This is a genomic window from Pirellulales bacterium (assembly GCA_036490175.1).
Taxonomy (GTDB): domain Bacteria; phylum Planctomycetota; class Planctomycetia; order Pirellulales; family JACPPG01; genus JACPPG01.
Genome location: DASXEJ010000008.1, coordinates 61,428 through 87,432 on the forward strand (window position 1 = coordinate 61,428; position 26,005 = coordinate 87,432).

The 26,005-nt window shown below is 59.8% G+C and carries 20 protein-coding genes; 4 read left to right on the forward strand and 16 right to left on the reverse strand.

What is annotated here, in order from left to right; translation table 11 throughout:
• Positions 1–526: 526 nt before the first annotated feature.
• The 3 genes from VGG64_00620 (at position 527) to VGG64_00630 (ending at position 3,768) form a co-directional block, all read left to right on the forward strand.
• Positions 527–2,452, forward strand: coding sequence for an ABC transporter ATP-binding protein (locus tag VGG64_00620; GenBank protein HEY1598072.1), 1,926 nt, complete (start codon positions 527–529; stop codon positions 2,450–2,452).
• Between the two features lie 82 nt (positions 2,453–2,534).
• Positions 2,535–3,368, forward strand: a complete 834-nt coding sequence (locus VGG64_00625) for a sulfite exporter TauE/SafE family protein (protein ID HEY1598073.1) — start codon at positions 2,535–2,537, stop codon at positions 3,366–3,368.
• A 1-nt stretch (position 3,369) separates the two neighbouring features.
• Positions 3,370–3,768 (forward strand): DUF1634 domain-containing protein, encoded by a 399-nt coding sequence (locus VGG64_00630; protein ID HEY1598074.1) that lies wholly within the window; start codon positions 3,370–3,372, stop codon positions 3,766–3,768.
• A 51-nt stretch (positions 3,769–3,819) separates the two neighbouring features.
• Here the strand turns inward: VGG64_00630 and VGG64_00635 are convergent, their stop codons facing one another.
• From VGG64_00635 to VGG64_00655, 5 genes are all read right to left on the reverse strand, one after another.
• Positions 3,820–4,440, reverse strand: coding sequence for an RluA family pseudouridine synthase (locus tag VGG64_00635; GenBank protein HEY1598075.1), 621 nt, complete (start codon positions 4,438–4,440; stop codon positions 3,820–3,822).
• Between the two features lie 50 nt (positions 4,441–4,490).
• Positions 4,491–6,362: a LamG-like jellyroll fold domain-containing protein gene (locus VGG64_00640; protein ID HEY1598076.1), complete on the reverse strand. Its 1,872-nt coding sequence runs from the start codon at positions 6,360–6,362 to the stop codon at positions 4,491–4,493.
• A gap of 209 nt (positions 6,363–6,571) precedes the next feature.
• The gene (locus tag VGG64_00645; protein HEY1598077.1) at positions 6,572–8,674 is read right to left on the reverse strand and encodes a mechanosensitive ion channel domain-containing protein; all 2,103 of its coding nucleotides are present in this window, start codon (positions 8,672–8,674) and stop codon (positions 6,572–6,574) included.
• A gap of 478 nt (positions 8,675–9,152) precedes the next feature.
• Positions 9,153–10,244 (reverse strand): beta-ketoacyl-ACP synthase III, encoded by a 1,092-nt coding sequence (locus tag VGG64_00650; protein HEY1598078.1) that lies wholly within the window; start codon positions 10,242–10,244, stop codon positions 9,153–9,155.
• Between the two features lie 415 nt (positions 10,245–10,659).
• Positions 10,660–11,301, reverse strand: coding sequence for a class I SAM-dependent methyltransferase (locus VGG64_00655; GenBank protein ID HEY1598079.1), 642 nt, complete (start codon positions 11,299–11,301; stop codon positions 10,660–10,662).
• Between the two features lie 521 nt (positions 11,302–11,822).
• Here VGG64_00655 and VGG64_00660 point away from each other — a divergent pair.
• A complete protein-coding gene (locus VGG64_00660; GenBank protein ID HEY1598080.1) occupies positions 11,823–13,421 on the forward strand; it encodes a polysaccharide biosynthesis/export family protein in 1,599 nt (532 codons plus the stop codon).
• Positions 13,422–13,459: 38 nt separating this feature from the next.
• Here the strand turns inward: VGG64_00660 and VGG64_00665 are convergent, their stop codons facing one another.
• The 11 genes from VGG64_00665 to VGG64_00715 form a co-directional block, all read right to left on the reverse strand.
• The gene (locus VGG64_00665) at positions 13,460–14,452 is read right to left on the reverse strand and encodes a GGDEF domain-containing protein (protein ID HEY1598081.1); all 993 of its coding nucleotides are present in this window, start codon (positions 14,450–14,452) and stop codon (positions 13,460–13,462) included.
• Positions 14,453–14,538: 86 nt separating this feature from the next.
• Positions 14,539–15,315 carry a WecB/TagA/CpsF family glycosyltransferase gene (locus VGG64_00670; GenBank protein HEY1598082.1) on the reverse strand — a complete coding sequence of 259 codons (777 nt, stop codon included), beginning with the start codon at positions 15,313–15,315 and terminating at the stop codon, positions 14,539–14,541.
• 54 nt (positions 15,316–15,369) lie between these two features.
• Positions 15,370–16,653 (reverse strand): glycosyltransferase family 4 protein, encoded by a 1,284-nt coding sequence (locus tag VGG64_00675; protein HEY1598083.1) that lies wholly within the window; start codon positions 16,651–16,653, stop codon positions 15,370–15,372.
• Between the two features lie 62 nt (positions 16,654–16,715).
• Entirely contained in the window at positions 16,716–17,729 is a 1,014-nt protein-coding gene (locus tag VGG64_00680) for a glycosyltransferase (protein HEY1598084.1), read from the reverse strand.
• A 4-nt stretch (positions 17,730–17,733) separates the two neighbouring features.
• Complete coding sequence (locus VGG64_00685; protein ID HEY1598085.1) at positions 17,734–19,134, reverse strand: O-antigen ligase family protein; 1,401 nt, start codon at positions 19,132–19,134, stop codon at positions 17,734–17,736.
• A 119-nt stretch (positions 19,135–19,253) separates the two neighbouring features.
• Complete coding sequence (locus tag VGG64_00690; protein ID HEY1598086.1) at positions 19,254–20,609, reverse strand: lipopolysaccharide biosynthesis protein; 1,356 nt, start codon at positions 20,607–20,609, stop codon at positions 19,254–19,256.
• 53 nt (positions 20,610–20,662) lie between these two features.
• Positions 20,663–21,604 carry a polysaccharide deacetylase family protein gene (locus VGG64_00695; GenBank protein ID HEY1598087.1) on the reverse strand — a complete coding sequence of 314 codons (942 nt, stop codon included), beginning with the start codon at positions 21,602–21,604 and terminating at the stop codon, positions 20,663–20,665.
• A 39-nt stretch (positions 21,605–21,643) separates the two neighbouring features.
• On the reverse strand, positions 21,644–22,738 hold the full coding sequence (locus VGG64_00700; protein ID HEY1598088.1) for a sugar transferase: 1,095 nt from the start codon (positions 22,736–22,738) through the stop codon (positions 21,644–21,646).
• A gap of 12 nt (positions 22,739–22,750) precedes the next feature.
• Entirely contained in the window at positions 22,751–23,440 is a 690-nt protein-coding gene (locus tag VGG64_00705) for a CpsD/CapB family tyrosine-protein kinase (GenBank protein HEY1598089.1), read from the reverse strand.
• 8 nt (positions 23,441–23,448) lie between these two features.
• The gene (locus tag VGG64_00710) at positions 23,449–24,918 is read right to left on the reverse strand and encodes a GumC family protein (protein HEY1598090.1); all 1,470 of its coding nucleotides are present in this window, start codon (positions 24,916–24,918) and stop codon (positions 23,449–23,451) included.
• Between the two features lie 222 nt (positions 24,919–25,140).
• Positions 25,141–25,998: a C1 family peptidase gene (locus VGG64_00715; protein HEY1598091.1), complete on the reverse strand. Its 858-nt coding sequence runs from the start codon at positions 25,996–25,998 to the stop codon at positions 25,141–25,143.
• Positions 25,999–26,005 lie beyond the last annotated feature (7 nt).

Genomic DNA, 26,005 nt, shown 5'->3' on the forward strand with positions numbered 1-26,005 from the left:
GCACTCTTGGCGAGGTCGGCTTGTGCAACTTGCCCATCGCGCGCGATCGAACGCCGCGCCAACTGAGCACCGTTGCCCGTGAGGGAGCGGCGAACCGTTTCCTCGCAGGACTGAATCGAACCACGAGTATCTCCCGTCCCCTGCGTTGCACTACAAAGTATCCGTGCGACCCGCAACGAACGCAAGCAATTTACAGGCAGGCCAGGAGCACCCAGAGAAGGCTTTCTCCGCCTGCCCGCTTACGTGTCTCGCTCGAACGTTACCTGGGCAACGTCCGGTTGGTTTGTCGGCAGGAGATGGGGAAAACCGGGGGTACTGCTCGCAAGAACCGCAGGGTTGGACAACTGCACGGTTTGGTCGATAGGACTCAGACTGACAGGTCAAAGGCCGGCTTTCGCGCTACAATGAAGGGAATCAAGGGTTCCCATCGCCGGGCAACTGTGTCCGTACATCTATATCTGTTACGTCAGCACCCCCGTTCAGGACCGATATGTCGTCACGCGCCCGTTCCAGCCGAAGGCGATTCTTGAGCTATCGCCGTCAATTGCGTCGCGGGCCCGAGCCCGATGGAAAGCCCGATTCCCCAGGGAACGCCGCCGCGTTAAAGCGTGTTGGGCACCGCCCGATTGGCCAACTGATCCGCCAGTTTGCCGGTATGTTGCGTGGCCATCGCCTGCCACTGGTCCTGTCGCTGCTTACCCTTACCGCTTCCACGCTACTCAAACTGGTGCCGCCGGCGGCAACCAAGTTGGTCGTTGATTACGTGTTGCCTGGCAAACCGTTGCCAGAGGGAATAACCGAGCGCTGGCACCTTCCCAGTGTCGGAATGCCAGTGCTGGTGGCGCTTGCCGCCGGTGTATTCCTCGTGTCGATGGTGGCTGTGGCTCTGAATACTTGGGGAAGATGGCTTGCCACGGTCACGGCCAAGCGACTGCAGATCGAGCTCCGCAAACGAGTCTTTGCCCATGCCGTGCGGCTACCGTTGGACCGTGTCTATGCGCTGAAGTCCGGCGGCGTGGCGAGTATTTTGCGGGAAGACGCCGGCGGCGTCGGAGAGCTCGTCTTCAGCATGCTGTACAACCCCTGGCGCGCGGTAATCCAGCTGGTGGCCAGCCTGGCGGTTCTGGCTTGGGTCGATTGGCGTCTGCTGCTAGGCTCGCTGTTGGTGATCCCGACTGTGTTTCTGACGCATCGCACCTGGATTGGCCGCATCCGCCCGCAGTATCGCGAGGTGCGGCGGCAACGGCAGGAAATCGACAGCCATGCCACCGAAGCCTTTGGCGGCATGCGCATCGTGCGGGCCTTTGGCCGCAGCCGCAGCGAAACGGCTCGGTTTACGCGCGGTGGAAATCTGATGGCGCGCCACGAGTTGCTTGCCTGGTGGTGGGCGCGCGTCGTCGAAATCGTGTGGGCCATATTGTTGCCTGCCGCTTCGGCCGGGTTGTTGATGTATGGTGGCTCGCAAGTCCTGGCCGGAGCGCTCTCAGTCGGCGATTTGATGATGTTTCTGATCTATCTGGCAATGCTACTGGAACCGCTGGCCGTGCTGGCCGAGAGCGCTACCGGCCTACAAAACAATTTGGCGGGCTGGGACCGGGTGTTGGATCTGCTGGCCGAACCGCGCGAAATGCCAACCTCGCCTGCTGCAATCATGGTCGATCCGGAGAACGTGCGGGGGAGAATGACTTTGCGTGACGTGCGGTTCCAATACCCGCAGAGTGATCAGGCTGTTCTGGAGGAGATAAATCTTGAAGTTTTGCCCGGACAGATGATCGCCCTGGTTGGACCCAGCGGCGCGGGGAAAACGACCTTCTGCAATCTGATTGCCAGGTTCTACGACCCGACGAATGGATCGATTGAATTAGACGGCGTGAACCTGCGCGATATCGACGTGGAGAGTTACCGGCGCCTGTTGGGCATCGTCGAGCAGGATATCTTCTTGTTCGATGGCACGATCGCCGAGAATATCGGCTACGCCGCGCGTCACTCGACCCAAGAGCAAATCGAAGAAGCCGCGCGGATCGCCAATGCCCATGATTTCATCATGTCGTTCGCCGATGGGTACAACACCTTGATCGGCGAGCGAGGCGTGCGACTGAGCGGAGGCCAACGCCAGCGGCTGGCGATCGCCAGGGCGGTGCTCGCAAATCCGCGGATTTTCATTCTGGACGAGGCCACGAGCAATCTCGACACCGAGAGTGAGCGGCTCATTCAAGATAGCCTCGACACGCTCCTGCGCGGCCGCACGAGCTTTGTAATCGCGCACCGTTTGAGTACGATCATGCACGCCGATCAAATCGTGCTGCTAGTCAATGGCCAGATTGTCGAGCGCGGGACGCACGAGGAATTAATGGCCACCAGCGGCCGCTACCGGACGATGGTCGAAATGCAAATGGGAGGCAGTCGAGCGCGGCGGGGCGTGAATGGCAACGCCCACATCGCGAGCGGCTGAGTTTCGGCATGTTCGACAGGATGACGGGTCGACCGAATTCTGTCGTTGTTTGATTCGCCCGCACCGGTATCTCGGTTAGTCCATGAACGAGCTGTCATTCACGGTTCTGGTTGGCCTCGGCTCGTTGGTGGCTGGGTTTTTAGGCTCCATGACTGGACTCGGCGGCGGCGTGGTCATCGTGCCATTGCTAACGATCGTGTTTGGCGTCGACTTGCGGTACGCGATTGGCGCATCGCTGGTCTCCGTGATCGCGACGTCGTCGGGGGCCGCGGCGGCCTATGTGCGCGAGGGGTATTCCAACATTCGCGTGGGAATGTTTCTCGAAGTCGCCACGACCATGGGTGCCATCGTGGGAGCCTTCCTGGCGTTTGTCACGCCGGTGAACGTGATCTCGATTGTTTTTGGCGTCATATTGCTTGCCTCGGCGGCGCTCTCCGTTCGACGAGCCGAGGATTCCCCGAGTGGAAAGTCCAGCAAGTTCGTCGAGCGGCTGCATCTCGACGCTACGTACCCCACGCCATTTGGACCGCAGGCATATTCCGTGCAGCACGTACCACTTGGATTCGGTTTGATGTTGGTGGCCGGCGTGCTGTCGGGCTTGCTTGGAATTGGCTCGGGTGCGTTCAAGGTCATCGCCATGGACCAGGTCATGCGATTGCCGTTTAAAGTGTCGACCACGACGAGCAACTTCATGATCGGAGTCACGGCCGCGGCCAGCGCCGGAGTGTATCTAAACCGTGGCTACGTCTCGCCCACCGTTGCGATGCCGGTCATGTTGGGAGTATTGGCAGGATCGATGCTTGGCGCCCGCGTCTTGATGTCGGCGCGCGTCGGTTTGCTGCGGATCGTTTTTGCAATCGTCGTCGTCGCGATGGCCTGTGAAATGATCCACAAAGGGCTGGTGGGAAATATCTGAGATGAATGGCTCATTCACGACATGGACCGACGAACAAGTTGACCGACGGATTGGGCGGCTGCTGCAATGGGGAGTCACTATTGCGGCTGTCACCGTGGCCATAGGGGGAATTTGGTTTCTGGCCAATAGCGCCCAAGCGCCGGCCGACCATCGGCACTTCGATGGCGAACCTGAGTCGCTGCGCGATGTAGGCGGCATTCTGGCCGGCCTGCAAAGCATGGATGCCCGAGCCATGATTCAATTCGGCTTGCTCCTGTTGATTCTGACGCCAATCGCGCGCGTGGCCTTTACGGTCGTAGCGTTCGTCGCGCGACGAGATTTCGTTTTTGTGGGCATCACGCTCGTCGTTTTGAGCATTCTGCTGGCGACGCTCTTGATACCGCCATTTCTCGCGAAATAACGGGCACGCTGTGCCGCTGCGCCGAGACGGCGATGCCAATCGTCGCAAATTCTAAAACGGGCAGGGAGCGGTCCATGTCATTCGCTCGCTGGTCGCAGGATGTGTGAGCGATAGTTGAACTGCATGCAGAAGCAGTCGTGGCGACATGGCCAGTGCTTCGACGTGGGCGTACAGATTATCGCCCAGAATCGGATGCCCTAGCGTCGCCAGGTGCAGGCGAATTTGATGAGAGCGTCCGGTCACAGGTCGCACGTCCAGTCGGCTGTGATCGGCACGCCGTTCGATCAATTGCCAGCAAGTGATAGCCGGGCGACCGTCGAGCGGCGCGATCTTGTGCCGTGGTGGCCGGTCGAAATCCTTCCGCATCGGTAACTCAATCGTCCCCGCCGCCGACTCTGGGCAGCCGAAGACGACGGCCGTGTATTGTTTTTCGACGGTGCGCGCCGCGAACTGCCGGCTCAACTCGCGTTGCGCGTCATTATCGAGCGCCATCACGAGCAGGCCTGAGGTATCGCGGTCGAGGCGATGCACTATCAGGGCGCCTGGTGAGGCGACTTGCACCCGCGCGCTAAGGCAGTCCTGTAGCTCGGGGCCGCGCCCGGGCACCGCGAGCATGCCCGACGGCTTGTCGAGGACCAGCAAGTGTTTGTCCTGATAAACGACCTGGAACATACTTCGCTCTTGCCAGGCATCCCTGCGCTGTCGCTAGGTAAGAATCCCGCTTACCGATCGGCCGCCTTGGTCAGTTCAAAGGTGTCGAACAGCTTGCCGTCGATGTCGTAGGCCTTGAAGACGATGGTGCGGTCGCTGATGGCGGCGTAGCAATAGTGGAACACGCTCTGAAAATGGAGGCTGAACCAGGTTCGCTGCGGCGCGGCCTGCTCGAGACTGCCGCCGCCGCCGCCGCTCGTTAAGTAGCGCACTCCTTGGCGTTGATTGATCGCCATTTCGAAGATGGGCCAGGTCCGCTCGTAGAGGTGGATATGGCCGTTGAAAGCGATATCGACGCCGTATTTCTCATACAACGGCACCACCTTGCGTGCATTGCGGTCGCCATAGAAAAACGTATGGCCGGGGGGCCCTTTTACGTGGTCGCCGTAATCATTCTCGTCCGAGCTGAAGCAGGGATGATGATGACAAGTGAACTTCCAGGCGGCCTTGGAACTGGCCAACTCCTTTTCTAGCCACTCGTATTGTGGCGATCCAGGATCGAGCGGCCGATTGCTGTCGATCATGAAGAATTGCGCATTACCGTAGCGGAACGTGTAGTAATACTCTGGCTTCGGCAGCGAGAAGTAATCGTAATACCAGTGCGAATCTTTTTCGTGATTTCCGATCACAGGAAAAGTCGGGATCTGCGCCATCAACGTCGAACACGGCTCGAACAGGTCCTTTAGCCACTGGTTCTTGGCAAATCCGTCGTCGACGACGTCGCCGCAATGCAGCAGGAAATTGGGCCGCTTCGAAAAGGCGCCCTCGGCACACTTTCTCGTTACTTCGGGATTGCGCTGCGTGTCGCCAATAACGGCGAACGCCCAAGGCATGTCCTCGTTCGGCGCAGTTTGAAACGAGTATTGCTGACCACGCACTTCCTGGCCGGTCTCGTCAACGCACACCACGCGATAAAAATAGCGGGTTGCCGGTTTAAGATCCTTGAGCGTCAGCTCGCTGATCAACTGCGCGCTCGCGGTCTCGGCTTTTAGTTCTAGGGGGCGCAGCTCGGCATATTCCACACGCATCTTGGCCGGGCGAGAGGTCTCGCACATGATCGTGATCGAATCGGTCGTAGCGAACTGCAAGTAAGGCTGCACCAAAAAGATCAGGTCATTTTCTGGTGTCGGTGCCCAGGCGATGAGATTCTCATTCTTCTTGGCGACCTTTTGGATTTCATTCCCCTCGAGCGCGCGGGCATAGCATTTAGCTTCGAACAACGCTCCTTGCATGAAGGTGCGCGAGCGCACGCCAATCGAGCCCCCCAGCAGATAGTTGCCCGCCGCCGGATATACAATGTCGCCGGCCTGGGCATTGGATTCGCCTTCGAGTTCTCCGTTGACGTAGATGCGCATGATCTGGCCGTCATACGTGGCGGCCACGTAGTACCAACGCCCTTTGACGATGGGAGTTTTGGCCGGCAGATAAGTCATGCGGTTTTGCGTAGAGACGCTATTGGCCGCGGCCAGGCCAAACACGAACGTTTGCCGATTGAAGCCCAGCATCCAGCCTTGGGGTTGCGTGCGACTTTCGTTGATGTAACTGATCAGACCGCAGCGATCCTCTGTGTCGTCCAGGCGGATCCAGGCGGTGACCGTCATGTTGCGCGTGGGCAACAGCCGCTTGGCATCCTCGTAGCTTTTTCCCAGACTCAGATATTCTTCGCCGGTAAAGACCAGCCCCTCAGTCGGACCGCAACCGACAAAACGCGGCGTGCCAAAGACTTGGGCCGTGGCCTGGTGCGACATATCTTGCCAGGCGCCATTTTGAATCGCGTGCGTACCCGCGGCGAAGTGAAACAACAAGTCCTTTTCTTCATGGTCGGCGTGCAGCAAAGTGGCGCCGTATAGCAACGCCGAGGCGGCCAAGGTGCAGGACAGCATCGCGTAACTCCCAGGGGGCGGGCAGGATGGCAGGTTCTGGTTGAGCCCGGCTTCCGCGTGACAAGTGCCCAACTGCGGAATGGCCAAGCTGCGTCGATTCTAATTCAAAGCGCGGCATGACACAAAGAGGGGGATTGCGAACTGAGTGCCGCCAACGTGCCTTGTGCCGTTTCGCGTGACTGCGGCTTTTGCCGCATACGACATCAGACTCAGGCGGCTTTCGACCGGTTGGGCAACGCCGAGGAAACGTTATCGATCGCGGGTTGGGCGTCGTGCTGCAAAAACAGGTCGTTGATCGCTTCACGCACTTCGCTTTGCGCGATCGCGGCCTGCATCTCGTCTTCCAATTGCAGCCAAAAATGCAGCTCGAAATCCATCGAAGAGGCCCCGAACTGCTTGAACAGCACGATCGGTATTGGCTTGTGCAAAACCATCGACTGCGACAAGGCAGCCGAGAGCAGCAGTTGCTTCGCCTCGCGGACGGTCATTTTCAATGGCAGTGTGACAGTGACCGTCGTTTGTATCAGCGAGTCCGACAGCGTCAGATTCGTCACTTTGTCCGACAAAAGCTTGCTGTTAGGCACGATCAATTCGTGATTCGAGTCGGTTTTGAGCCGCGTGCTGCGCGGTCCGATATGATTGACCGTGCCCTGCACGCCGTCGACCACGACGATGTCACCAACGCGGATCGGTTGTTCCGCCAGGATGATGATGCCGCTCATAAAGTTGTTGGCGATGTCCTGGCTGCCGAAGCCAATGGCGATTGCCACGGCCCCACCCAGGAAAGCAAATGCCGCCAGTGGAACATGGACCACTTGAAATGACAACACGCCGAACAAAACCGCCAGCGAGTAAAACGCAATCGCTTGGACCGCGTGCGAGGCGCCTTCGTTCAATCCCAGTCGTGGCAGCAGCCGCCGGCCCAGCAGCCTACTCAAAACTTTTGCCGATAGGATGCTGAGCACGAGGTAGACAACCAGCGAGACGATCTTGCCGACGGTGATCGGTAGATCATTGACCGTTACCACCTCGTAAGACCATATGGAAATGGCTTGCTCGTCGGCCAAGGTCCACCAGGACTGTGCGTGCTGGGGCTGAAGTTTGGCCTGCAATTCTTCACGAAAGCGGCCGGACCACCGCTTGTTGACTTTGAGCTGTACCAGGTGCGTCTCACACACTTCGCGCAGCCGCTGCCATTGGGCGCATTGGAAATCTCCCCATTGTTTCACCGCCGGGTCTTCGTTGTCCCGCATCCGTTCGACGAGCTTGGCCTGCTCGATGCGGGTCGTCTCGATGCGCTGCTCGAGCGAGCGCTCGTTGTCGCTGATCTCGTCCAACATGTCGCCGAGACTCTCGCTCCATTCCTCGATTTCGGTGGGCTTGGCCGCGCTGCTTTCGACCGCAAAACGACATTCCCAGTAGTGGTGCAGTCGCTTATTGTCGGCAAGGCGCTCGTTGAGGAGCGACAGCTCGAGCTGCAAAGCGTCGCGCGCCACGCGCCACGACTCGCCCGCCAGATCGATGGTCGCCTGGGGAGCGTTTTGATCGTGCAACAGTTTGACGGCCGTGATTTGCTCCGACTCGGACTGCCGGAAATGAGCGTGGGCCGCCTTGACCTTTGCTTCCAGGTCGGCCGCGGAGGTCGTCAAATCTTTGAGGCGGTCTTGCACGTCCTGCCGAGTGAACCGCACATTTTTGCCGATGCTGTCGATTTTTTCTACCAAATGCGTCTTGCGCACTGCGCCCACGTCGCGCCGCAGAGAGCGAACGTCGACTTCGAGTCGTCGGACGACGATCAGCTCCTTAGCGATCTGGCTTCCGCGTTGTGCCAATTGCAGCGCCGCGGTGAGCATGCTGGTGTGCTCGGTATTCTTGTTCTCAGCGAGTTCTTCCTGTACCCGGCGACGATCTTTTTCCGCCTGGTCGAAATGGCTCTGAGCCGCTTGCAAGAGCTGTCCGGCCGGCTTGATATCGGCATTGAAGGCGTCGTCATGATCTTCGGCGGCGGCAAGTTCGTCGCGCAGATCCTCGAGCAGCAGGAACGAATACGGCTTGGCTTCGGTTGGACCAAATTTGCGGAATGCTTCCAGGTCTGCCTCGGATTTCTTCAGTTCGGCCTGCAACTCTTGTTGTTGCTCTAGTCGAACCTGCTGCTGGGCATAGACACCGTCGAGCGTTTGCAGAAATTCCAACTCGTCTTCCGTGGTCGAGACTTCGACACCGTCCGCACTTGCGGCATGTTCGCCGGATTGTGCGCCCAGGGCATCGACTTGCCCGGCGATGTCCTTGCGCTTGGCAAGAACGTCTTCCAACGACGAGGTCGATGCAGAAGATTTCGCCGGCGGCGCATCCGCAGCAAGGATAGGGGCTAAAGACCCGTCGAACAGAAAGCATGCGACAAACGCGCAAGTGCATGCAGCGACGAAAAGCCGACTCTTGGTGTGCGAAAGGGGGATCAGGCGCATCGTTACTCCTTAATCGATATCTTGCGAGCACCGTCGATTTGCGGGCGACGGTGGAAAGTCTCGCGTCATCGCCAGGACAGGGCGCCGAAGCCGTGCCTCATGCGGATTGTCGTGACGCGAACAAAACCTTGCCGTTTATTCCGTCAGGGTTCGGCGTGGCAGGGCGGAAGCTTAGCCTTTCCACGCGTTGCGAGTACAGAGGACTCGACGATGTTGACGCGGGCGCTAACCGACGGCGGCAGAAATACCCGGCCAATGCGTGCTAGCTGGCGGCTGGCAGCAGCATAACGCGTCGGCTCTCGACGATGCGCGATGCTTTCTATGTTCACATTTTGGCTACCGTAGCGCCCCATGTCAGGCCCGATCCGAAGGCCAGTAGTATGGCCGTATCGCCGGGGCCCAGCCGGCCTTGCCGGCAGGCTTCGTCCAAGGCGATCGGCACACTCGCGGCAGAAGTATTGCCGTAGCGTTCGATGTTGACGAAACACTTTTCGACGGGCATTCCCAGCCGGCACATGGCCGCGTCGATGATCCGCTCGTTGACCTGGTGCGGTATGACGATAGCCACATCATCGTAGGTCAGCTCGCATGCAGCCAGCGTTTCTTCGACGAGTTGCACAAAGATGTTGGTGGCGAACTTGAACACTTGCTTTCCGGCCACGTGCAAATAGTGTTGCCGTGCGGCCACCGTCGTTGCCGATGCCGGCAGCTTGCTTCCGCCAGCAGGAATTTGCAGCAATTCGGCATGTTGCCCGTCGGCATAGACCTTCGAGTAAAGAATTCCTGTGCCGTCGCGTCGCGGGACAAACACCGCGGCCCCGGCTCCGTCGCCAAACAAGATGCATGTATTTCTATCGCTATAGTCCGTGACGCGGGACATCGTCTCCGAGCCAATCACCAGCATGCGCTCGTACATTCCCGAGGCAATCATGCCGGTGGCCACCGTCGAAGCGTACAGAAAGCCTGTACAGGCCGCTCCCAGATCGAACGCCGCGGCCCGTTTTGCCCCCAGAGCTTGTTGAACGACGCAGGACGCCGCGGGCACGAACTGATCGGGAGTTATCGTGGCCAGAATGATCAGATCAAGTTCGGCGGGATCGATCTCGGCATCGGCACAGGCAATCTTACCGGCAGCGACTGCCATCGTGGCCGTTGTTTCGTGCTCTGCTGCGATCCGTCGTTCGCGAATTCCCGTTCGCTCGATGATCCACTGATCGCTCGTGTCGACCATGCGCTCTAGTTCGGCATTGTCGAGCACTCGCTCAGGCAGATAGCTGCCGGTGCCTTCGATAGCCGCGCGAAGCTGCAAGCTCACCAGCGAATCCGGGCTAAATCCGGATCGCGGTTGGGCGAAATGCGGGGAATGCAACGTAGCCCACTTGGGGCTCTCACCATTGAAATTGAACGCGGTCGCCATGCACTGCGCCCTCCGTGGGACGCATTGAAGCTGTTGGATCAAGAGGGGACGGCCGGACGTCATGTCGAAACGACGACGACTTGTTAGACGAGGCGAGCAGTTTAGTGAGGGGCGTCAATCGTAGCCATACGAATCGCACCGCAACCCCCGGGATAAACTGTCGAAATATCCTGCATTTTATTTTTTCGGGTAGCGACAGAACCTGGAGCCCTTCGCGCAACAGGCCTGCGTTGAACGGCGCGATAGCATTCGTGCGATTCGGCACCCAGCGGGAATAACGAACGGCGGATCGCGATGCCAGCATCTCTCGAACCTCTTGCTTACTCGACAGCTTGGGGGCCGTGAGGTATTCGATATCGAACGGCGGGCAGCGCCAGGATGCATCGCACGCAGCGCGCGATGCCACGATCGAGAATCAGTTTGCTGCCGACGCCGGCTGGATAACTTGAATTACCCACCCGCATCCCAAGGCGTTGATGACCGTCGTTTGATCGACGATGTGAAAGTTCTGCGCAAACTCGTTCGACATGCGCAGCAAATGCTTGGCAACGTAGTTCGAGACGATAATGATTCCGCCCGGCTTCAGAAAACCAGAGTAACGACGCAAGACATTCACCGGGTCGTTGAGATAGTAGATCGTTTCGTTGAAGACGATCACGTCGTACTTTTCACTGGTCGAGAACGTGTTAGCGTCTGCGACGCTAAAATCAGCCACGGAAATCGCGCGCTGTTGGGCCGTCTCGACGCTGGCCGGATCGCGCTCGATGCCGTAGTAGTGACTTACATCACCCTGCAACTCGTTGGCCAGCACACCGTTGCTGGAACCAACATCCAGGACAGATCCACCAGGCCGAAGGCGACGCACGTATCCCACAATCATCGCGTAACGCGCCAGCTCGCTGAGCTCGGCTAAAAACGCCCAGCGCGAGCTGTCCCCCGCTTCCGGATCCGGGGTCCGCAGGGCGTCACGGCCACTGCGACCGACCTTGATCAAGAATGCAGATAGCCAGCGGCTTTGCATCGCGCAAAGGTAGAAGTACGTTTTCCACTTTTGCATGGTGCGAACAACTGTCTATCTAAGGACGGCGCAATTACAAAGCCAGGGCGAACATCGCTTGTCTGGTAGTAGGGAATTGAAAGTTGCCGGGCGCCCACGGAGCTCCATCTCTTGAGGCCAGGATAATTGGGGAGGCTGCGAAGCAAAAGCATCAAATTGGCCGAAAGACGTCCGCCGCCAGACCGCCGGAAATCCCGCCCCCAGGGCCATTTTCGGCCCTGATCGGGTTGCCAGTCGCGCCCGTCCGCATGAGAACTCGGGTTCGCTGCCAGCCATTTCCTGAAATGATCGGCCATCGAGGGAGGACCCTGGCTCCCCGGCGCGGTCGTCCTTCGGCTGTTAAATCGTAGCGATTGTATCGATTGTATGGCGGCACAGGTGTCTGCTGTCGTTCTATTTGGCGGCTGTCGCCGTTCGCACTGCACGAGGAGTCATTCAGGCGACGATTTCTGCGTATAACCGCCTGAACACGTGCGTTCGTCGCAGGCGACACGATGTACCCCCCTGAGTGGGCCTGGCCTATGCCTCGTTTCTTGCAGAATTGGCGGTCGATGTTGGTGCTGGCCGCCGCCGCGGGGGCGATCATCGCGTGCGTCCTGTTGATGATGCAGCCCTCGGAAAATGGCCGACCTGCGCCGTTCCGCTCGGCAAAAACCGCCGCGGTCAGGCCGCCGGTGTCCACAATTTCCAACGTCGGCATGCGGGCGACGGCCGCGCCGACACCACCGCTGCAGCCGATCGTTTGGACCAACGAGAGTCCCGATAGCGCAACCGATGTCGTCTCGGTGCCCGAATCGGCACCAGCGCCCGAGTCTCCCATTGAGGCACGTCAGGAGACGGGAGCGATCGGCATTGTCAAAACTCCCGAGGCCGCTCCGGAATCGCAATCGACGATTTCGATGCCGCCAACGGGCGAACCGGTGCCCGTACCACAGCCGCTCGGGCCACTGCCCGAGGACGACGATCTGAAAGTCCTCACCGGCGGTCCCTACGCCTACGACGCGGCTGCCGGGCAATATGGCGCGGGAGCCGCTCCGGTTGCCGCCTGGCCCGGTGAAAATGATTGCCCGCCCGTGCCGAACTTTCGTTGCGGCGTGAAGTGTCAGCCCGGGGGATCGTGCTACGAGTTGAACTGGAAGGCCATGCGGCCGATCCCGTGGCAGATCTTCGCTCAAGGCGAGTACATCGGCCCGCATCGATTGCGGCACGTGCCGGAATACCGCATGCGCGTCGACGATCAGATCCTGCTGATCTTCCGACTGACGACCGTCCCGTCGGTCGAACCGTATGTCTTGGCGGTTGGCGACGAGTTGGATGTCGAGTCGTTGACCAACGCCGACGTGGATCATCATGTCATTGTCCAGCCCGACGGTCGTATCACGTTGCGGATGCTGGGCCAGGTTCGCGTCGCAGGGCGTACGGTGGCGTCCGTCCGTCAAGATCTGGAAAAGCAATACGAGAAGTTCATCCGCGAGCCTACGATCACGGTCACTCCGACCAAGCTCAACTCGAAGGTGCTTGAGTTGCGCGCCACGATCGACGCTCGACAGGGATTCGGCGGTCAGCAGCGAGAGGTCCGAGTCACACCCGAAGGCACCATCCAACTGCCCGGTCTTGGCTCAGTGCCTGCCCAGGGTCTGACTCTTTCCGAGCTGAAGCGCGAGATCGACGTGCGCTATAAGCTGCTGGTACACGGATTTGAAGTGACGCCGATTCTGACCAACCGCGCACCGCGCTATATCTACGTGGTGGGCGAGGTGACACAGCCGGGCCGCTACGAACTGCTGGCGCCGACCACTGCCATGCAATCCATCGCCTTGGCCGGTGGTTGGAAGGTGGGCGGCAATCTGGCGCACGTGGTAGTATTTCGCCGCGACGATTGTTGGCAACTGATGGCCACGGTGCTCGAGATTCACCTGCCGCTATTCGGCAAGAGCGCTTGCCCGGCGGACGAAATCTGGCTGCGCGATTCGGATATCATCGTCGTGCCCAAACGCCCGATCAAGGTGGTCGACGACGCCATCGAACTGGTCTTCACGCGCGGTCTGTACGGCGTGATTCCGTTCCAGTTTGCCATGTATCACGGCTTGAGCGGAGTAGGCGGAACGACGGGGAACTAGCGGGTGCCTTGTTCGAGTCGTTTTACGGCACGTCGAGCTCAGGCGCTGCGGCGCTTTGCCGCCTTGGCCCGATACATGGCCTGGTCGGCCTCGTCGACGAGGTCTTGGGCGTTTGATTGCGGTCTGGCGATGGCGACGCCGACGCTGGCAGCCATCGACAGGCACATGCCGTCGAAATCGATCGAAAGATCGAGCTCGGTGCGAATCCGATTGGCGATCTGATCCACTTCGGATTCGACGCAGACATTCTCGACCAGAACCACGAATTCGTCTCCGCCGTACCGCGCGACGACGTCCGTGGGGCGGACGCATGCCCGTAGGCGGTCGGCGACAATTTGCAGCACACGGTCGCCGGCACGATGGCCGTTTTGGTCGTTGATGCCCTTGAATTGATCGACGTCGATAAACAATACGGCGTATTTCGCGCCACATTCACGGGCCTTGTACTCGGCGTGACGCAGCCGGCGATCCCACACCGCTCGGGTCGGCAGCGAGGTTAGATAATCGCATGGATTGTCGATCTGGTCAGCGCAGCGGTCATCCTTGCGGCTTCGAACGAGTGCGACGTACAGCAGGTCATCATGATTTGCGACGGCGCGCAGGAGGATTTCTACCGAGGTCGCCACGCCGCTCTGAGTCCTTAACGTTGTTGTCGCCACGGTCTGTCCTGTATTCCCATCGTGTAATCGCTCGAACGCGGCATGAAGCTGGTCCTGTTCGCTGCCAATCGCATCATCGACCAACAGATCGTCCATGCTCATGGTTTGCAGCTGATCGTGCCGGTAGCCGGTGGCGGCGATCGCGGTCGAGTTGGCCGCCACGATGCGCAAATGGGCAGTAAAAAAGAACACCGCATCGGCTGACATGTCGAGCGCCGTTTCGGCGGCGGCGCGGGTCAATTGGTCCAGAGCCGGTTTTTTATTGTGACGAAGATACCGCGGGGAGTCCGACGCAGGCCGGCCATTGTCGCGCGCAGTGCGGCGCGAACGGGGGGCCGAGGGCGTTTCGTAGGATGTCGAACTGGAACTCATGGCAGCAACGTAAAGCAAGACGTCGAGTGTAAAACGGACTCAAAGTACGATTGGACTACGAAAAGTCTCCGGCGCTGCACCGTCTCTCAGTGGCTGTCGGTGCGACGACCAATCATTTCGCGGCAGACGAGCCCCGGAAACGTCCAGGCGTCTTTCAAATAGCGGGCAAACAGTCGGCGCGGCTCTGTGCTCAGGCGGTGCAGCCATTCGAGCCCGGTACGGCGCATCCATAGTGGGGCTCTTTTTTTCTCAGCAGCCAGGAAATCAATCGTGGCGCCCACGCAAAGTGCGACCGAGGCGTCGATCTTGTGCTGATGGGCGTGAACCCACAGCTCTTGCTTCGGGGCACCAAGTCCGACGACAAGCACGTCAGGACGTGCCGCTGAGATGCGCGCGAGGATCGCTTCGTTCTCGGCGGGGTCCTTCTCAAAGCCAAAGGGAGGACTGTACGAGCCACAAATTTCCACGGCCGGCCAGCGGCTGACGATCTTGGTAGCGGCGCGATCCGCCACGCCTGGCCCGGCACCCAGCAAGTACACCTTGAGCCGACTGTCCGTTGGCGCGGCACTGAACAAGGCCGGCACGAGATCCGCTCCCGTGATGCGCTCGGGCAAAGGGCGACGCAACAGACGGCTCGCCCAGACGACCGGCATGCCATCGGCAATTACAAGCGATGCATCGTCGTAGGCGCGGCGCAATCTTTCATCGTGCTGAAGTTGCACGACGTGGTCGACGTTGGGAGTGACGACGTAGCGGCATTGGCCCGAGGCGGCCGTGATCCACTCGAACACGCGTTCGACTGCCTGTGGCATGCGCAGTGCATCGATCCGACATCCGAACATACTGACCTGCGTATTAATCATGATAAGACCTGTTGTTTCTGGACTGGCTCTTGTTTTCGGTGAGGGATGGACTGTTTACGGCTTGCCGTTCAATTGCGGCTCGCGGCGAACCGGCTCGGAATGCTGTTCGGCTTCGCGACCGTGAGACCGATAATGGGGGGGCACGTAGCGCGCTCTCTGATCCGCAGGGATCGAGAACACGGGCGTACTGGTGGGTTCGACGCGCACGGCGATTCCAGCCGTTGCCAGCAAGGCTTGCCGCATGCGGGCGGCGTGGCGGGGCCACGTATACTCGCGCTCGAATTTGCGACGCGCGGCAAGGCTCATGCGATGCCAGAGCTCGTCGTCCACCGCCAGTCTTGTCAACCGGTCAGCAACACTTTCGGAATCATGAATGTCGACCAAGAATCCCGTCTCGTCTTCATCGACAATCGAAGGAATGCCGCGCCACCGGGTGGCCACCACCGGCAACCCGAACGCCATGGCTTCCAGAAACACGATCCCGAAAGTTTCGCAATTGAAAAACGACGGCATGCAAAACACATCAGCACGGGCGTAGGCCGCGAATTTTTGATCGCCGGTCAGCACTCCCAGGAAATTCACCTGATCGCGTATCTGTAGCTCGTCAATGCGACGGCGCACAAGTGCCACGAATTCCTCGGTATGCGGCTGGCCCATCACTTCGAGCCGGAACGGCACGCCGCGGGCCGCAAGCAGGCCGCACGCCTCGACCAGCACCAATAGCCCCTTCGACTCGCGCAGGATGCCGACAAACAGGATTCGCAACGGCCGGCTTTCCGTGACTTCAATGCCCGTCAGCGGCAGACTGTGCAACGGATTGGGATCGTCGATGCCGTTAGGCACTACGAACTCGCGCTGACACTCGAGCAGTTTGCCGTCTTCGGGCGTCAGCTCCGAGATGCGGATCGCGGCGTCGGCGTCGTAGTAAGCACGCCGGAATAACCAGCGCTGCCAACGCGGCAATCGATCGTATAGCTCGGACAGGCCGCCGGCATGGAAGTGAAAGATCGTCTTGGCGAACAGCCAGCGCGTCGCCAGCAGGATCGCAAGATCGCGATACATCGGCACGCGATCGGGGCCGGCCGGCGGATAGTACAGAATGCGCACCCCATGGAAGATGCGATAAAAATAGATCTTCGCGATCAAGGTGAAGAGGTGTAGCACCTTGTAGAGCCGCACGCGGCCCACTTCATTCATGTGATTCGAGAATCCCATGCGCGCGTGCAAGAGCGTCACGTCCTGCAGTTCGGTCCGAATGAATCGTTCGATCATGATCGACTGGCCGCCGAAGGGGGGCGGTGTCTGACCCACTACAAGGACTTTTAGTTTTTGCGGCATGATGGACTCTCCCGAACGATGGTTCTGTAGCGGTGTGCAGGCGGGAATGGCAGACAGGTGATTTAGGAGGTGACAACCGGTTGGACCGAGATATCCGTGGCCTGATGATCGGCCGGGGATGGTCCGGCCTCTTGACTCAGATGCTTTCTGGTCACGCGGCGGCGTTCCAGGATCATGCGCCGCAGCATGCGCGGAGCAAGAACACTCGATAGCAGCAGCGCATGGCTCGCGGCAGACGACGGCGACTTGCGCACGGCCCGAGCAAAAAAGTGGCGTGCCACGCCTACGTGACCCAGTGCCGCTCGCTTGGCACCGTGAGAACGATAGACACGCGACTGCTCCTGCCGGCTGAGTTGGCCAAAGGCGGGCATGGCAAAGAACCGCGATTGCACCTCCAACTCGCATTCCTGCATCCGCTGGGGTTGGGCAGTAATCGTATTGGTATCGTGGATGCGGTAGCAGGCGACGGGCCTCTCCACGTAGCGAAAATGACTGCCCGCTGCCACCCGACGCCACAGGTCATAATCTTCGGCCTGGCTCAACCGTTCGTCGAAGCGATGCTCGCCTAGCGCCGTGCGCCGTATCATGGCGGGCATGAGGATGAAGCACCGCAGCGCAAGCTCTGCGAAAATGAATCCCGACGGGCGGGGGCCTGGCATGTAGTCCCTGTGTACCCCTACGCGCTGCCCTGCGGCGTTGATGATATACATGTCGCCATAGACGACGTCGACTTCGGGCGTCATCTCGAGAATCCGAGCGCGGCGCTCCAGACTATCTGCGGTAAGCAGGTCGTCCGAATCCAAAAAGACAATGAGATCGCCGCGGGCCGCACACAGCCCGGCATTGCGAGCCGCCGAGCGACCGCGGTTCGGCTGCGCGATGATCCTGACGGACGCCCTAAACCGTTTCAGTGCAGAGAGCGTATCATCGGTCGAGCCGTCGTCGACGACGATAATCTCGTCCGGCACGCGCGTCTGGAGCAATGCGCTTTCGATGGCGTCGACAACCAATTCGGCGCGGTTGTACGTAGGAATAACAACGCTGATCGTTTGTCGTGACGTGCTGCTGGCGCTCATGGAATTAGCTCTCCATCAACGCCGGTGTTAGATCGGTCACATCGCTGCCGAGAAACGACGGACGTTGCTCTGCGTCGACTTCCTCGTCGATATCGGACGGCCTCTCGCCTTCCTTTGCCGTCAGCAGGGCGATGGCGCACATGGCAAAGAAGGGCCGGGCTCCGGCAATGCCGAATGTCGTTTCCGTCAGCCCGCTAACGAGGGTACACGTCAGCAGCATGGCGATGAAGGCGTAGCCCTGACGCGGCGCCCGCGATTCGAACTGCAGCGAGCGTCCTAGCGCCACAAGGAATCCCAGCACACAGAACACGGCGCCGATGTAGCCGACGCTCAACGCCAGTTCGACATAAGACGAGTGCGCGCTAGAGATCGACCAGGTGAGCCGGTCGGATACTGCCCGAATATGGTCGGGGGTCCAAAAAGCGCCGTAGCCGTGTCCAATCCAGGGTCTTTCGGCAATGAAGGTGCCGAGCTCATCCCATAACGGGATGCGACCGGTCAAAGAGGCGACGTCGCTGTCCGCCCGCCCGATGGCCGTGGTATTTTCCAGCAGGCTCATCAGCTTGCTCTGGAATACCAAACCCATTAGAGCCACCAGCCATGTGAAGGCTACGATGCGCATGTAGCGGCGATGGGCCAGCGCCACGCTCAACCAGCCCGCGGTCAAGCAGAGAACTGTGACCGCTATGGCCGTCCGTGATCCGGTCAGGAGCAGAAAGATCGTGCCGACGCCAATGGCAGCGACGATCGCGGGTCGTTGGAACGGGCGCACCAGTGGCAGCAGGTAAACGGCGGCCATGATTAATATCGAGCACTGAACACCCATCTCGTTGGGATGAAAAATTCCCGAAAAGCGATATTCACCGTCGGTAGGGTGGAAGTTTCCCAAAGACAGTTCCGCCAGCAAACCCACGCCGAGCCAGCTCAACGTGCAAGCCAGCGTAATCGCCACCATCTGCTTGGGAGTGACATGTCGGGCAAAAGCGACGGCGGCGAGCGCTTCGCACAGCATTACGGCAATACGACGAACAGAGATGGACGGCTCGGTCGCCCATGCGACGCTCGCGCCGCACCATACGACGTAAGCGATGCAGAGGATCCCAAGCCATCCGCTAATGCGCAGGTTGGAGCGTTCCGACATCATCATGCCGACGATGCCAAGCAACCCCAGCAACAGGAACGAAGCTTGACGTGTCAGGTTGCCCGATACAGCCGCGGCCTCCATGTCGTCGACCGATGTGGCGTAGTGATCCTGAGCGGACACCATCCAGTTTTGCTGAATCGGCATGGCGTACACCCCCACAATCACCAGCGTCACCAGCGCCAGCAGAGCACGTCCCGAAATGGGCAGGGCGCGCGGTTGCGTCGACTGAGTAGAGGGGATCGTGAGGGCGATGGAATGCATGTGTTTTCCGCCTGTTGCGCCTTACCTAGATACCCGCCGTGCCAAGATATGCGCAGCGACCCGCGAATGGCTCTTTTGGGCTCGCATGACGTCGTTGATCGTGCATTTGTGTGAACATGCTAAGCAACACGGGTTTGCAATCGAAAGCCGTTCATGGCTCGTAGCAGGATTGCGGTTCTTGCGGTGGCGGCCGTCGTGGTGCCTGCCAGCATGGCGATCGCTGCGCCCAGCGCACCGTAGGGATGTACCAGCATCACGGCGCCGAGCAGTGTGACAATCAAGCCGCACAAATCGGGGATCAGATTCGCGCGCGGTAGACCCAATGCCCAGAGACCGTTTCCGGTTGTCATTCCCACGCTTGTGGCAACGACACTCAGAGCCAGCGTGGCCAGCGTCGGTCCGCTGCCGCGAAACTGTTCTCCGTACACCAGCACGGCAATTTGATCTCCGGCAAAGAGCATCGCCAAAAACGACATTCCCAAAACCGCAATCAACATGAGCGCCGTGGTAATCAAGACTCGGCGCAGTTCGTCGACCCCGCCGCGGGCAAAGGCATGTGCGGTCCGTGGGGTCAGAGCATTGGCCACGCCGAGAATGAATACATTGACGACGCCGACGAGCGCGGCGCAAGCGCCGAGCAAGCCCGTGGCGGCCGTGCCATCCATCAACGTGACAATCCAGGCCATGATCAGCGGGGTTGTGTTGCCGACCAGAAAGCTCGGCAGCGCCCATTGTGCGAACGACCAGTTGTCGCGCCAGTCGCGCAGCACTCTGGCACGATTTACGCGCACATCGGGCAACTTGAGCAGAATCCAGCCGCAACAGGCTAGGGCACAAGCTGCGGCGATCACGCCAAAGATCGCGCCGATCGACAATAGTTTTAGCCGCGCCAAAAGCAGGATGCTGGTCAACTGAACGACGGCGATCGCCCCGTCCAGCGCCATCGCCGAGGCGAACTGAAAGTGGGCGAAGGCAAATCGGCGGACCGCTTCACGCACGAGCAACAGCGGACCGACAAGCAGCAGCACCCACAAACCCGCCACGAAGTTCGACGCCCCGAGGGCCGAGAGGGTCGGAATCGCAACCAGCAGGAGTATCCAACTGATGCCGATGAACATCAGGTGGTGCAGCCACACGCTGCCCGTGTATTCGGCCAGTGCCGGTCCTTGGTGACGGGCACGATAAATCGTGTATGGAGCGGTAATAACTTGTTCTTGAATTCCAGTCAGAATCAGCACCAATGACATCGTGAGATAGTACAGACCTAGCTGCTCGGTCGTGCAGGCGCGGGCGATGATGGCTGCGGTCAAAAAGCTGGTGCCGCTCACAATGGCTTGATCTGCGACGGACAGCACTCCCCGTTGGGAAGCCAGGTTCAGCGCTCCTCGCGTAGCTGCGCGCAATGATGGGGGCCAGCCAGTAAGTGCTGCCGCCACGTCCTGTCGCTCGATGGGTTCAACAACTTCTGAGCTCATGCTTCCCTTCAGTCTTCGTGCAGTCGCCGTACGGAACGGATTCGTCCGAACGCCTAACGCGACGCACACCCCGGTCCTGACGGCCGCGAAATCCTCCCCAAACTCGTCGACATCATGCCGGCAACCGGCACGCCGCGCATGGCAACCAGCGGTCGTGCAAGGGCGTGCAACGCGCGATCGACAGGCGTGTGCCAGCCCGAGAGCTTTGCCGTGATGGTGCTCAGCGTATCGTCGTTCTCGACGCAAAAGCGGCCCCAGCACAGATGATCCAAACCGACGTGAACACGTTCATCGCATGTCGAGAGAACGCAGGCGCTTCCCTCCTGCCGTGCGGCCATGATCAGATCGAGACTGAGGTGCCCGAAGGGCGCAGCGAACGATGGATTGATAATTCCAAATCGCTGTCGCAGAGTATCGAGCGAGATTCTCAAGTCCTGACGGAAATCATCGACCCGGCCTAAGAACGATTGATGCGTATGCGTGTGTGTGCCAAAGTCAATCAGCTCGTCGGCGTGCATTTCGTGGCATTCGGCGGTCGATAGCGGCAGCCAGGAAGAAGGAGGCACATGGGACGAGCCGGCATCGCTCCAGTCATCGAAAGGAAATCGTTCCTGCGTATCGAGAAACGCTGTCGCCAGAAAAACCGTAGCCGGCGTGCGCAGTTCCTTGAGAATGGGCCACGCTTCGGAATAGTTGTTCCGATAACCATCATCAAATGTCACGACAAAGACGTTGGCCGGTATAGGGCGAGAATCTCGTTGGTAGGCGAGCACCTTGCGTAACGACCAGGCCTCGTAACCGGCCGACAACAGAGACAGCAGTTGATTGCGCAGCCGCTCCGGAGTGACGTTCCATGTGGGAGCGGTCGCTCCCAGCGGATGATCCGCGATGCGGTGATACATGAGGATCCCGAAGGCCTCGCCCGGGCGCGGGCCAAGCATCGTGTGCAGCAGGCGGGCGCTGCGACGAGCGACCCACGTACGAGCCTTGTGCATTACACTCCTCACGCCTATCCTCCAACGCCGCAAAGATGTCTAGCAAGCACCGCGACTTAAAACCACGGCGGGCACGGTCTGCGCGATCAATTTCAAGTCGTTCACCAAGGATCGCGATTGGATGTATTGAACATCCATCCGCACCCACTCGGCGAAGGATACGGCCGAGCGCCCACGGATTTGCCAGATGCACGTCAATCCGGGTGTCACATCGAGACGCCGCCGCTGCCATGCTTCGCAACGATTCGACTCGTCACAGGGAAGCGGTCGCGGACCGACGAGCGACATATCTCCCTTGAGCACATTGAACAGTTGCGGCAGCTCATCAATGCTTGTCTTGCGCAGGAACCTGCCCAATCGCGTGACCCGCGGATCGTTGGCCATCTTGAAAGCGGGGCCATCCTGTTCGCTGAATCGTCTCAGCCCGGACTTCTGTCGTTCGGCATCGACACACATCGTACGGAATTTGTAGATCGTGAACGGTCTGCCACCCATCGCGTGTCGTTGCTGACTGAAAAAGATTGGGCCGCGCGAGGTGACCTTGATCAATACGGCGGCCAGCAACAATAGCGGCGCCGCCAAGGTCAGGCCGGCGAACGAGCCAGCCACGTCGACCACACGCTTCCACAGCGGCAGCGGTTGCACGAAGAACATATTCAGCGGACGTGCAGGCCGTTCATCGACGGTCGAGTCTTTGTGTCCGGCGGCGTCCGAGTGACCGGATCCTTGCCCGGCCGAGTACGTGTATACGTCGCACTTGGGCAACTGGACGATTTCGGGTAGCAAATCGAAGATATCGTCGCACAACTTCCAGGCGCCGGCGGCCGAGGTCTCGGGCAGCACGATGCCGACGCACCGCGGCTCCAACAAGCCGGCTTCGTCCAGCACGCGCAAACGAGCCGCCAGCACTTGTGCGAATGCTGCTAATTGCGCTTCGTCAGACGTATGCGCGAATGTGAAGGTTAATAAAGAGAACTCGGCACGACCGCGCTCGGCGCGCATCCGCTCGCGTTCGAGGATTGCATTCATACGCTCGACCGAGTGCAGGACCGCGCGGGCGGACGAGCGTTTACGCGTAATGGCCCACGCCTTGAAGAGCGTGCGCACCCGTTTTCTGGAATGTACTGTTGCCATCGACGCTTTCCCTCACAGTCTCTTGTACAGCCAGTGCGGAATGTGCTCCTTGCGCTTGTTGAGGATGACCCCCAACACTTTGGCCCGCGCGTAGGCCAGACGGCGGAGCGCTCGTGTCGCTGCTTCGCAACGCGTGTGTTCCGCTTCGACGACGAACAGCACGCCCGACAAGGAGCTAGCGGTTGCCAGGCAGCCGTTGGCCTCGGACGCGGGGGGCAAATCGACAACTACCAGATCAAACTCGGTCGAGTACGCGTCGAGCAATTCGCGAACGTCGCTGAAATCGACATCCGGCGAGCGAAAGCCGTGCGTGGCGCTCGGTGCGAGCAAGGACAGATTGGCAATCGACGTCGCCTTCGGGCAATCACTGGGTGGTGCAGCTCCGGAAAGGGCGTCGTATAACCCCAGATTGCCGGCCATGCCGAAAATGCCCGCTTGCGCGGGATTGGCGACATTCAGATCGACAAGCAGCACGGGGCCGTCGCCAACCTCGGCGGCACCGATGGCCAGATTGGCAGCCATGGCGCTGACGCCGGTACCGCGCGAGCAACTTGTCACGCCCACCGTTTTAAGAACATTGCCCGACGATTCGCCCACGGCACGTAGCCGTTGCGCGAGTGCGCGAAAGGGTTCCGTTGTCGAGGTCCCGGACACGCCACGTGGAATAGGGGCGTGCGTGAGTGCTTTGGAAAGTGTGATCATGGTAGTCCTCAATTCCGCACAAAGATGTGCCGCGTGCCGCGTGGGACAGAAAGTAATACGGGGACGCCGAGTAGGTCTTCGATTTGCTCAGGAGTCTTGGTCGATCGATCAAAGTACTCAGCCACTACGGCGGCCATGACGGCGGCCAGGCCGGCCAGAATAAACCCGAGTGCCAGCGTCAGGCCGACGCGAGGGCTGGTCGGCTTGGCAGTGAACGTCGCCGGCTGAAGCACGTTGACATTCGAGATCTGGTTCGATTCCAGGGCCTGGTCGATGCGGGCCTGCTCGCGATTGTTGACGTAGTTGCGATAGCTGGAATCCAGTAGCTCGGTGCGGCGCACCAGTTCAGTGATGTGAAATTCACTGTCATTCAGCTTGCGAATCTTGCTGGTGACCTCGGCGTACTGCTGGGTCAGGGCCTCGGATTCGGCCCGTAGCGAGGCCGCTAACGATTGCTGAGTTAGCAGCGTGACTTCCAGTTCCTTGAACGTGGGGTTCGTCTTGCTCGTTGCCTGGACGCGCCCCGCATCTTGCTCTGCGAGAATGGCTTGCACTTCCTTGACCTGCCGGCGCAAAGCCTTGACCTTGGGGTGGGCTTCGGTGCCACGAGACGAGGCGTCTTTCTCGGCGATCTGCAATTTGTAGAGTTCGTGCCGCATGAAGTCGGCGGCCACGTTCGGCAATCCTTCTGTCTCTTCGGCGAGCTGCCGGTCAGGCACGCTTTCCAGGCTCTGCTGCAAAGTTGCGATCTTGGCGTCGGCGGCGCTCAGCGAGCGTTGCGTTTCCAGCATGTGGGCCTCGATCGAATCGTTTTGCGCTTGCAGATTGCCGCGTTGGCCGTCGATCGTGACCAGCCCCGTCTCATTCTTGGCCTGACGAAGCTGTTCGGTCGCTTCCTCGAGCTGCCCACGCAGCAGCTGGGATTGGTCGACGAAGAACTCGTAGGAACCCGAAGTGCGGTTGGCCTTGGCGTGCCGGGCGAGGTAGGCGTCGAGGAAGGTCGCCAAGATGCGTTGTGCCTGCTCGGGCTGTTTGGCCTTGCACTGCACGACGATCACATTGGATTTTCTTGGGACGCTGGGAAGGATCGTCTTTTTCAGTCGTTGGACGGCGTACTCCTCGCTGCTGATGTTGCCTTGCTGAAAGATCACATCCTTCAGGAAGTTCAGCGGCGTTTGGAGCATCAGCGACCACCCGGGTTCTCCGGCCGGCTTGCTCCCCAGGATATAGTCCGCGCCCAGTTCCTTTACGACGTCCTCCAGCAGGATCTGGCTGCGGAGGATTTCTACCTCCGAATTGATCTCGCTTTCGCGGGACTCATTCATCGAGACGGTGGGGCCCACGGTGGCCGTGGGATCCAGGGCGACACTCTCCTTGCCGAGGCGGACGAAGACGCGTGCGTCTGACGAGTAGGTTCTGGGCAAGAAGATCAGTCCGGCAATGACCAGGCCGAACGTCGTGCAGAACAGCAGAATCATCTTCCGCCGATGTCGGAACAGCGGGCGGCAAATGTCACGCGCGGTGGATGTCGCATGATTTGGAGTGCGGGTAACCATGCTTGACCTCATTGTGTTGCAGTGCGTGGGACCAGGGACTTTTATTTGACCGCGTCGTTGCGATGTGGCAACGGTCACTGTGTGGGAGCTTGATAGTTACTGTGGAGAACGCTTGCGTAGATAATGTTGGTCGCCCGACTGGTGTCACATCGGCAAGTCGGGCACGTCGAACTCGCCAGAGTCGAGCCAGTCAGGGCGCATCAATGTCCAGAACTCAACGGCCAACTGCTCTTCGACATAGGCGTAGGGCAACCAGCCATAGCCCGCGTCGCCCCACTCGGTGCCCCACGAGTTTCGTACGAGCAACGCCCCGCGTGAGCCGCGTAGCCAGTCATCGCTGTAGCCGACTGCCATCAGGGCCTGGCCGCCTTGTATTGAGTCGAACGTCGGCCGATAGGGAATGTCTCCGTCGCGCGGCAGTAACTTGGGCATGGCCAAGCCGAATACGGCCGGAAACCCTGCCGCAAGAAACGTTTTCACGGTCTGCAAATTTTCACTGCCGGACTCGTTGCGGTCGTCGAGTCGCACGTATGTCAATGCGCGGTACGGTTCCACGAACGAGTATAGGAAACCGTCGGGCGGCATTTCGAGTCGGCGAGAGTCGTAGGGCCAGTATTCTTCAGGTGGAATTCCACAGCATTTCATCGCTTTGAAGGCCGTGCGAAAGTCGGCTCCGCCGTGGTGACCCGTACGCGCCAGTCGCACGGCACTCTGATGCAGGAACAGTCGTGAGGGGCGTACCACGCGGGCGTGCGCGCGTCGCTCAAAATACTGCACCAGTCCCACGCAGGCGTGCGCCGTCGAGCAGCGCATCGTTTGTTGATCGTCCACGTCGGCGAAGTATTCGCGCAAATCGACATTGGCGTCCGACGCGGCCCCAGCCGCGCCGGATCGGCGCAATCGCTCGATGTGAGCGGCGATCGGCGGCGTCTTCGGGGTAAAATCCCGAAAATCCGGCAGGCTGGGAAGCCAACCCAACCCTCGCGGTTCAAAGTGAGCCATGCGTCAA